Genomic DNA, 8,874 nt, shown 5'->3' with positions numbered 1-8,874 from the left:
GCAAGCAAACCAACAAAGAACAAGCCGCCGCAGGCAACAAACCAAACCGCGCCGCAGGCAACCAACCCAATCCCTGAACCTTATAATGTGGATCGACCCGCCCCCGCCCCCCTTGGAAAATGCCCGAACTCCTGAACAACCTAAACCCCGAACAACACGCAGCGGTAACGCTGCCAAACGAACCGGCACTCATTCTGGCCGGTGCGGGCAGCGGCAAAACCCGTGTGCTCATTACCCGCATCGCCTGGCTTATCCAGCAAGGGCTGGCATCCCCCGCGACCATCCTCGCCGTCACCTTCACCAACAAGGCCGCCCGCGAAATGATGGCGCGCCTGCAAGCCCTCCTGCCCATCGACACCCGCGGCATGTGGATCGGCACCTTCCACGGCCTGTGCAACCGCATGCTGCGCGCCCATCATCGCGATGCCGCCTTGCCCGCCACCTTCCAGATCCTCGATACCGCCGACCAGTTGTCCGCGATCAAGCGTCTGATGAAGGGCCTGAACATCGACGACGAAAAGTATCCGGCGAAAAATCTCCAGTACTTCATCAACAACGCCAAAGAGCAGGGCCTGCGCCCCAAAGACGTCGACGCCACCGATAACTTCAACCGCAAATTCGTCGAGCTCTACGAAGCCTACGAGCAGCAGTGCCAGCGCGAAGGCGTGGTGGATTTCCCCGAGCTGCTGCTGCGCTGCTACGAGCTGCTCGCGCACAATCCGCCGCTGCGCGCGCATTATCAGGCGCGTTTCCGCCATATCCTCGTCGACGAGTTTCAGGACACCAACAAGCTCCAGTACGCATGGCTCAAGCTGCTGGCCGGACAGACCAATTCGATCTTCGCAGTCGGCGACGACGATCAGTCCATTTACGCATTCCGCGGTGCGAACGTCGGCAACATGCGCGACTTCGAGAACGAGTTCAACGTCCGCCATCTGATCAAGCTCGAGCAGAACTATCGCTCGCACGGCCACATCCTCGATGCGGCCAATCAGTTGATCGCCAATAACTCGCGGCGGCTGGGCAAGAACCTGCGAACCGATGCGGGCCACGGCGAGCCGGTGCGCGTCTACGAAGCCGCCACCGATTCACAGGAGGCCGGCTGGATCGTCGAGGAAATCAAGGCGCTCATCAGCACCGGCACCTCGCGCAGCGAAGTCGCCGTGCTGTACCGGAGCAACGCGCAGTCGCGCACCATCGAACACACGCTCGTCAACGCCGGCATCGCCTATCGCGTGTATGGCGGCCTGCGCTTCTTCGAGCGTCAGGAAATCAAGCACGCGCTGGCCTATCTGCGCCTGATCGACAACCCGAACGACGACACCGCGTTCTCCCGCGTCGTCAACTTTCCGACGCGCGGCATCGGGGCGCGCTCGATCGAGCAGCTCGCGGATGCCGCGCGGCTCTACAACTGCTCGATGGCGGCGGCGATTCCGTACGTCGCCGGCAAGGCGGGCTCGAGCCTGGCCAGCTTCGCCAATCTGATCGGCAAGATGCGCGCGGAAACCCAGCAGATGAGCCTGCCGGAAACCGTCGAATACGTGGTGCGAGCGAGCGGCCTCGCGGAGTTTTATCAAACCGAACGCGAAGGCCAGGACCGCCTCGAAAACCTGCAGGAACTGGTCAACGCGGCCGCGGCCTTTGTCAGCGAAGAAGGCTACGGCCTCGACACGCCCGCGCGCTCGATTCCGCTGCGTCCCGGTGCGACCGCTGCGCCGGAACTGGCGGCGGCGACCGAAGATCCGAACATCGTGGTCCTCGATGCGCCGAATCTCACCGATCCGGCGCAGAATCCCGACACGATGACGCCGCTCGCCGGCTTCCTGTCGCACGCGTCGCTTGAAGCGGGCGACAATCAGGCGCAGGCCGGCCAGGAAGCGGTGCAGTTGATGACCGTTCATGCGGCGAAGGGGCTCGAGTTCACCGCGGTGTTTATCACGGGTCTTGAAGAAGGCCTGTTCCCGCACGAAAACAGCGCGATGGAAACCGACGGGCTCGAAGAAGAGCGCCGTCTGATGTACGTCGCGATTACGCGCGCCAAGGAGCGGCTCTATCTGTCGTTCGCGCAGAGCCGGATGCTGCACGGCCAGACCCGTTACAACATCCGCTCGCGCTTCTTCGACGAGTTGCCGCAGGAAACGCTCAAGTGGCTCACGCCCAAGGTCGAGGCAGGCGCGCGCTGGGGCGGCCGTTCCGACAACGCTGGTTACGGCCGTGACTGGTTTGCGCGGCCGGATCGGCAGCAAGGCTATTCGGGCGCGGCCACGTCCGCGCCGCTGCCGGCTTTTGCCAACGAGCAGCGGGCGGCCGAAAGCGGTTTCCGGGTCGGCCAGCAGGTGTTTCACACCAAGTTCGGCGAAGGCACGATCACCGCGCTGGAAGGCGGCGGCGCCGATGCCCGTGCGCAGGTCAAGTTCAAACGGCACGGCGAGAAGTGGCTGGCGCTCGCGGTCGCCAAATTGCAGGCGGTCGAATGAAAACAGTACAAACCGGAGCGGTGGACGGTCGTCGTCCGTTGGGCGTAATGGCGGCATTGCCGCAGGAACTCGGTGATCTGCTCGAGGCGATGCGGGCCGAATCCGAGGTGCGTACGGTCACGCATGGCCGGCGCGATTATCACCTCGGCACCGTACATGGCGCGCCATGCGTCGTCACGCTTGGACGCATCGGCAAGGTAGCCGCGGCGGCGACGGTCAGCGCGCTGATTCATGGCTTCGACGTCGAGGCGGTGGTGTTTACCGGTGTGGCGGGTGGGGTCGGACGTGACGTGCGGATCGGCGATATCGTCGTGGCCGATACCTTGACGCAACACGATCTCGACGCGTCCCCGCTGTTTCCGCGTTTCGAAGTGCCGTTGCTCGGGGTGGCCCGCTTCGCCGCGGACCAGGTGCTGGCCGATCGGCTCGCAGCGGCGGCCGGGCAATTCGTGGCGCAAGAGGGCTCCGCATTGGCCGCGCGCTTCAGCACGCAACTGCCGCGTGTGCACCGTGGGCTCATCATCAGCGGCGATCAGTTTGTCGCCAGTGCGGCGGCCGTCGAGGCGCTACGCGAGGCCTTGCCCGACGCGCTCGCGGTCGAGATGGAAGGCGCGGCGATTGCGCAGGTCTGTCACGAGTACGGAGTGCCGTGCGCGATCGTGCGCACCGTGTCCGATACGGCGGATGCGCATGCCCCCGCATCGTTTACGTCGTTTTTGACCGAGATCGCCGGAACCTATTCGAACGGCATTCTGAAGCGCTTCTTGCAGGCACGCGCCTAAGCGTTGCCACCCGCGGTCAGCGCGTCGCGCACCTGCTGCAAGGCGCCGGCATCTTCGATGGTCGGCAGATCGCCGGGGTCGCGTCCCTGGGCGAGCGCCGCAATCGCGCGGCGCAGCAGCTTGCCCGAACGCGTCTTCGGCAGCATCCCCACCATATGCACCCGCGCCGGCCGTGCAATCGCCCCGAGCTGGCGGTCGACCGTCGCGGCCAGCTCCGCTTCGAGCTTCGTACGCGCATCGTCCGCCGCATAACGGTCCGCGTCGCGCAACACCACGAAGGCCAGCGCCACCTGGCCCTTGAGCGGATCGGCCACGCCCACGACCGCCACTTCGGCCACCGCCGCATGGCCCGAGAGCGCTTCTTCGATCTCGCGCGTGCCGAGCCGGTGACCGGCGACGTTGATCACATCGTCGGTGCGGCCGAGGATCGTCACGTAGCCGTCGTTATCCTGGATGCCCCAGTCGAAGGTCGAATAGAGCTGCTGGTCCGGCACGCTCGACCAGTAGGTGCTGACGAAGCGCCGGTCGTCGCCCCACACGGTCGACATGCAGCCCGGCGGCAGCGGATAGCCGAGCGTGATCACGCCTTTCTCGCCGGGCGCGCAGACCTCGCCGGTCTGTTCGTTGCGCAGCGTCAGGTTGTAGCCGTAGACCGGCACGCCCGGCGAGCCCAGTTTCGGCGGCAGCGCTTCGATGCCGCGCTGGATTGCCAGCATCGGCCAGCCGGTCTCGGTCTGCCAGTAATTGTCGACCACCGGTTTGCCGAGCGCATCGGCGATCCACGATGCGGTGGGTTCATCGAGCGGCTCGCCGGCCAGGAACAGCGTGCGCAGGCTCGACAGGTCGGACTGCTTCAGCAGCGCCGGATCCTGCTTCTTGAGCACGCGCAAGGCGGTCGGCGCGGTGAACATCAGGTTGATCCGATGCTGCTCGACGAGCCGCCACCAGATGCTGCCGTCCGGGCGGACCGGCGTGCCTTCGTACATCACCGTGGTCAGGCCCGCGATCAACGGTGCGTAGATGATGTAGCTATGGCCGACCACCCAGCCGATGTCCGACGCGGTGAACATGGTGTCGCCCGCGCGGCCTTCGAAGATGTATTCCATGGATGCCGCCAGCGCCACCGCGTAGCCGCCCACGTCGCGCACCACGCCTTTCGGCCGCCCGGTCGTGCCCGAGGTGTAGAGCACGTACGAAGGCTCATTGGACTCCAGCCATTCGCACGGCACATGGGCGTCGAAAAACTGTTCGCGTAGCGGTTCGTAGTCGACCAGGTAGCCGGCGTTCAGGCGCTCGGGCGCGAGCTGGCGGTCGATGCGCAGCACGTGCGGCGGCTTGTGCTGCGCGCGGGCGAGCGCCTCGTCGACGAGCGGCGTGTAGTCGATCACCTTGCCGCCGCGCGCGCCGGCGTCGGCGGTGACGATCAGCGCGGGTTTTGCGTCGTCGATGCGCGCCGCGAGGCTGGGCGCGGCGAAGCCGCCGAACACCACCGAGTGAATTGCGCCGAGGCGCGCGCAGGCGAGCATCGCGAATACCGCTTCGGGGATCATCGGCAGGTAGATCAGCACGCGCTCGCCGCGCTTTACACCCAGCGAGCGCATGACCGCGGCCATCCGGTTGATCTCGGCGTACAGCTCGGCGTACGTGTAGCGCCGCTCGATGCCGGTCTCCGTCGATACGTAGACGAGCGCGTTCTGCTGCGCCCGTTCGGCCAGATGCCGGTCTACCGCGTTATGGCACAGATTGGTCCGGCCGCCGACGAACCAGCGCGCAAACGGCGGATTCGAGCAGTCGAGCACGGTCTCGAACGGCGTCTCCCAATGGATGCGTCGCGCTTCGTCGCGCCAGAAGTCTTCGGGGGCTTCGATGGAACGGCGGTGGAACTCGCGGTAACGGGTCATTGGCGGCGGTCCTTGGGTTCTTGTCGGTGCCTGGCTTTTCCCCTGCTGCATGGGGGGAGCGGGCGGGCGAAGCGCGTCCGCGCCGCCCGGCGAACCTCGACGTTAGGCCCCGGCCAATGCGGCGCATGTCCGCACAGCATAGAGCAGGCTCAGCGGCGCGGACAACGCGGGTTCACCATAGGCGCCGCGCACCACGCGCCCAAAATGGAACAAGGCGCCGCAGCGCCTTGTTCCATGCCAACCCGGACTTCGATCCCGTTTGGGTCTCCGGGTCCGGTTCCGCCTTCCAGTTCGCTCACGCTTTGGCGCGCTTGCCCTCGACGTCGGGCAACAACACCGTCAGGATGCCGATCAGCGGCAGGAACGAGCAGACCTTGTACACATAGGCGATGCTGGTGGCGTCGGCCAGCTGGCCGAGCACCGCCGCACCGATTCCGCCGAGGCCGAACGCGAAGCCGAAGAAGAGGCCGGCGACCATGCCCACCTTGCCGGGAATCAGCTCCTGCGCATAGACGAGGATCGCCGAGAACGCCGAGGCCAGCACCACGCCGATCACCACGGTCAGCACGCTGGTCCAGAACAGGTTGGCGTACGGCAGCAGCAGCGTGAACGGCGCGACGCCGAGGATCGATACCCAGATCACATATTTACGGCCGATCCGGTCGCCGATCGGACCGCCGATGATCGTGCCCGCAGCGACGGCTGCGAGGAAGACGAACAGATGGACCTGGGCGGCCTGCACGGGCAGATGGAACTTGTCGATCAGATAGAACGTGAAATAGCTGTTGATGCTGGCAAGGTAGAAGTACTTCGAGAACACCAGCAGCACGAGCACGCCCATCGCGAACAGCACCTGGCGGCGCGACAGCGTCGCATGACCGGCCTGCGCGCTGCGCGCTTTCTTCGTCGCGGGATGGCGCTTGTACCAGCGGCCGATCTGCGTGAGCACGACGATCGCCACCAGCGCGGCTGCCGATACCCACGCAATGCTGCGCTGGCCGTGCGGGATGATGATCAGCGCGGCGAGCAGCGGCCCGAGCGACGAGCCGGCGTTGCCGCCCACCTGGAATAGCGACTGCGCGAGACCATGCTGGCCGCCCGAGGCCATCCGCGCGACCCGCGACGACTCCGGATGGAACACTGACGAGCCGCAGCCGACCAGTGCGGCCGCCACCAGCAGAATGCCGAAGTTCGGCGCCACCGACATCAGCAGCAGGCCGGCCAGCGTAAAGCCCATGCCGACGGGCAGGGAATACGGTTTCGGATGCTTGTCGGTATAGATGCCGATCAGCGGTTGCAGCAGCGATGCCGTGATCTGGTAAGTCAGCGTGATCAGGCCGATCTGTCCGAACGACAGTGCAAAGTCGGCCTTCAGCATCGGATAGATCGCAAGGATCAGCGACTGGATCATGTCGTTGATCAGATGCGAAAAGCTGATCGCGCCGAGCACGGAGTACACCGTGCGTTGGGCTCTCGCGGCCAGAGGCGGGACGGCGGGGCTGCCGGAGACGCCGGCGAGGGCGTTTTTGTCGAGGCTCGTTTCCATGCGCTTGAGAGAAGGAGAGAGAAGTGAGCGAGGGCCGGATCCGCGGGCTGCGGCATATCGACACGTTACCCGGCGCCATCAGGTGTTTTGCAAAGTGTAATGTGGCTCGTGTGAAATGTTCGGACAACTTTTGTCGCGAACCGGACACGGGTTGATACGCCAAAGAAGTGCCTGGGACGTATTTGGGACACGCCGCGGCCGAGGGCAGGCTCGAAGAGCGAGCAGTGATGCCGCGATTTCACACTCGGCTGCCACGATTTGAGTCGATGTGCAAGTGGCTGGACTTGTAAGCCGGGACGAATTTTGGCCGTGTATAAGACGGTCGCGGAGCGCCGCTTACGAGGCGGATGCTCAAGGAGCGCCGGGGGACGGCTGTATTAAAGAATGCGACCGCAGATGCCGTAGACCCGGTGAGATAACGATGAATGCCGGAACCGACCTTTCCGGTAGGTCGATACGTGGGGACGAAATATGAAAGCAGTTTCGCTGGGCAGCCAGACGGGCGTGGGGTTCGTGGCGGATGGCGAGCCGGCAGGCAATGCGCCGCATGCGAGCGCACCGGTTGGACGGCTCAAGGGCTTGTCGGTGAAAGCGACGTTGCGGCTGGCTTTCGCCGTGCTGCTGATCGGCACCCTTTTGATCGGCGTATTTTCGTTGGCGCAGATTAGCCGGCTCAACGGCTCGGCGCAGTCGATCTACGACCAGGGCCACGTGGCGAGCCGGGCGGCCGAGGAAGCGCGCGGTTACGTGCTGCGCGCGAGCCGCGCCCAGAAGATGCTGCTGACCGCGACGACGGGCAAGGAGCGCGACGATCTCGGTTCGGACATCGACAAGGGTCTCGCCGGCCTGGCCACGCAGATGAGCACGCTGCAACAGTATGTGGACGCTTCCAATAACGATCAGGTTGCCCAGCAGAAGAAATTCGCCGCGGCGGTGGCGACATGGAGCGGCCATCTGCGCGATTTCGTGACCCTGGTGAAGGCGCAGCCGCTGGACCTGTCGCAGATGAACTGGCAGGTCGGCACGCAGGACGTGTCCTTGCTGGTCGAGACCGAGAAGCTCGAAAAGATGGTGGATGCGCTGGTCGAACAGCGCAGCGTGGCCGCGAAGGCGACCATCGAAGCTTCGGCGTTCATTTTTCACTCGTCGTTCGTGATGATTGCGGCGATGACGATTGGCCTGATCGTGCTGGCGTTTGCGATCAGCGAATGGGTGGTGCGGCGGCTCGCGCGGCAACTGGGTGGCGAGCCCGTGTATGCGAAGGAGATTGCGAGCCGGATTGCGGCGGGCGACCTGTCGAACCGGATTGCGCTGGCGCGCAACGATCGTTCGAGCATGCTGTCGGCGCTGCATGACATGCAGAGCGGACTGTCGACGACGGTATCCGACATTGCGGCGAGCGCGGATGCGATTGCGACGGCGTCGGGACAGATCTCGATGGGCAACCTGGACCTGTCGCAGCGGACCGAGCAGCAGGCGATGGCGCTGGAGCGCACGGCGAGCAGCATGGAGGAGCTGACCTCGACGGTGCGTCAGAACGCCGACAACGCGAAGCAGGCGAGCACGCTGGCGAACAACGCCTCGGAGATTGCGGAGAAGGGCGGCGACGTGGTGAGCCGTGTGGTCGCGACCATGAACGAGATCAACGATAGCGCGAAGAGCATCGGCGACATCATTGGCGTGATCGAAGGGATTGCGTTCCAGACCAACATTCTGGCGCTCAACGCAGCGGTGGAAGCTGCGCGGGCGGGCGAGGAAGGGCGCGGTTTCTCGGTGGTCGCCGCGGAAGTGCGCAATCTCGCGCAGCGTAGCGCGGCGGCGGCCAAGGAGATCAAGGGTTTGATCAGTACTTCTGTCGAGCGCGTGAGCAATGGTTCGACGTTGGCGCAGGATGCTGGCCAGACGATGGATGAAGTCGTCAAGGCGGTGAAGCGCGTGACCGACATCATGGGGGAGATTTCGGCGGCTTCTGCTGAGCAGAGTTCTGGGATCGAGGAGATTAACCTCGCGGTGACGCAGATGGATGCTGGGACTCAGCAGAATGCGGCCCTCGTTGAGGAGGCGACTGCCGCTGCGCGGTCGCTGGATGATCAGGCTAGGGCGTTGAAGGTTATGGTGGGGAAGTTTAGGTTAAATAATTGAGGGTTTTTTGCCTTGCAGGGGGCCTT

Annotated in this window: 5 protein-coding genes; 3 read left to right on the top strand and 2 right to left on the bottom strand. The window is 64.7% G+C overall.

Going from position 1 to position 8,874, the window contains the following annotated elements:
* Nucleotides 1-119 precede the first annotated feature (119 nt).
* The gene (locus tag AC1ECK_RS36475) at nucleotides 120-2,477 is read left to right on the top strand and encodes a UvrD-helicase domain-containing protein (RefSeq protein WP_480328138.1); all 2,358 of its coding nucleotides are present in this window, start codon (nucleotides 120-122) and stop codon (nucleotides 2,475-2,477) included.
* The gene (locus AC1ECK_RS36470; RefSeq protein ID WP_480328136.1) at nucleotides 2,474-3,259 is read left to right on the top strand and encodes a 5'-methylthioadenosine/adenosylhomocysteine nucleosidase; all 786 of its coding nucleotides are present in this window, start codon (nucleotides 2,474-2,476) and stop codon (nucleotides 3,257-3,259) included. Before AC1ECK_RS36475 ends, AC1ECK_RS36470 begins: the two co-directional genes overlap by 4 nt.
* Here the strand turns inward: AC1ECK_RS36470 and AC1ECK_RS36465 are convergent.
* Nucleotides 3,256-5,160: a propionate--CoA ligase gene (locus AC1ECK_RS36465; protein ID WP_480328134.1), complete on the bottom strand. Its 1,905-nt coding sequence runs from the start codon at nucleotides 5,158-5,160 to the stop codon at nucleotides 3,256-3,258. The two genes, AC1ECK_RS36470 and AC1ECK_RS36465, sit on opposite strands and share 4 nt — an antisense overlap.
* Nucleotides 5,161-5,455: 295 nt before the next feature.
* Complete coding sequence (locus AC1ECK_RS36460) at nucleotides 5,456-6,706, bottom strand: MFS transporter (RefSeq protein WP_480328132.1); 1,251 nt, start codon at nucleotides 6,704-6,706, stop codon at nucleotides 5,456-5,458.
* Nucleotides 6,707-7,177: 471 nt separating this feature from the next.
* Between AC1ECK_RS36460 and AC1ECK_RS36455 the strand changes: the two genes are divergently transcribed.
* A complete protein-coding gene (locus tag AC1ECK_RS36455) occupies nucleotides 7,178-8,848 on the top strand; it encodes a methyl-accepting chemotaxis protein (RefSeq protein WP_480328130.1) in 1,671 nt (556 codons plus the stop codon).
* Nucleotides 8,849-8,874: the final 26 nt, after the last annotated feature.

The organism is Paraburkholderia sp. SSBN10T, from assembly GCF_056619545.1.
This window is presented reverse-complemented; position numbering and strand designations above follow the sequence as displayed.

Excerpts from the sequence above, each read along its gene's own strand:
- AC1ECK_RS36475 (WP_480328138.1), top strand. The coding sequence starts at position 120 with ATGCCCGAACTCCTGAACAACCTAAACCCCGAACAACACGCAGCGGTA.
- AC1ECK_RS36460 (WP_480328132.1), bottom strand. The coding sequence starts at position 6,706 with ATGGAAACGAGCCTCGACAAAAACGCCCTCGCCGGCGTCTCCGGCAGC.
- AC1ECK_RS36465 (WP_480328134.1), bottom strand. The coding sequence starts at position 5,160 with ATGACCCGTTACCGCGAGTTCCACCGCCGTTCCATCGAAGCCCCCGAA.
- AC1ECK_RS36455 (WP_480328130.1), top strand. The coding sequence starts at position 7,178 with ATGAAAGCAGTTTCGCTGGGCAGCCAGACGGGCGTGGGGTTCGTGGCG.
- AC1ECK_RS36470 (WP_480328136.1), top strand. The coding sequence starts at position 2,474 with ATGAAAACAGTACAAACCGGAGCGGTGGACGGTCGTCGTCCGTTGGGC.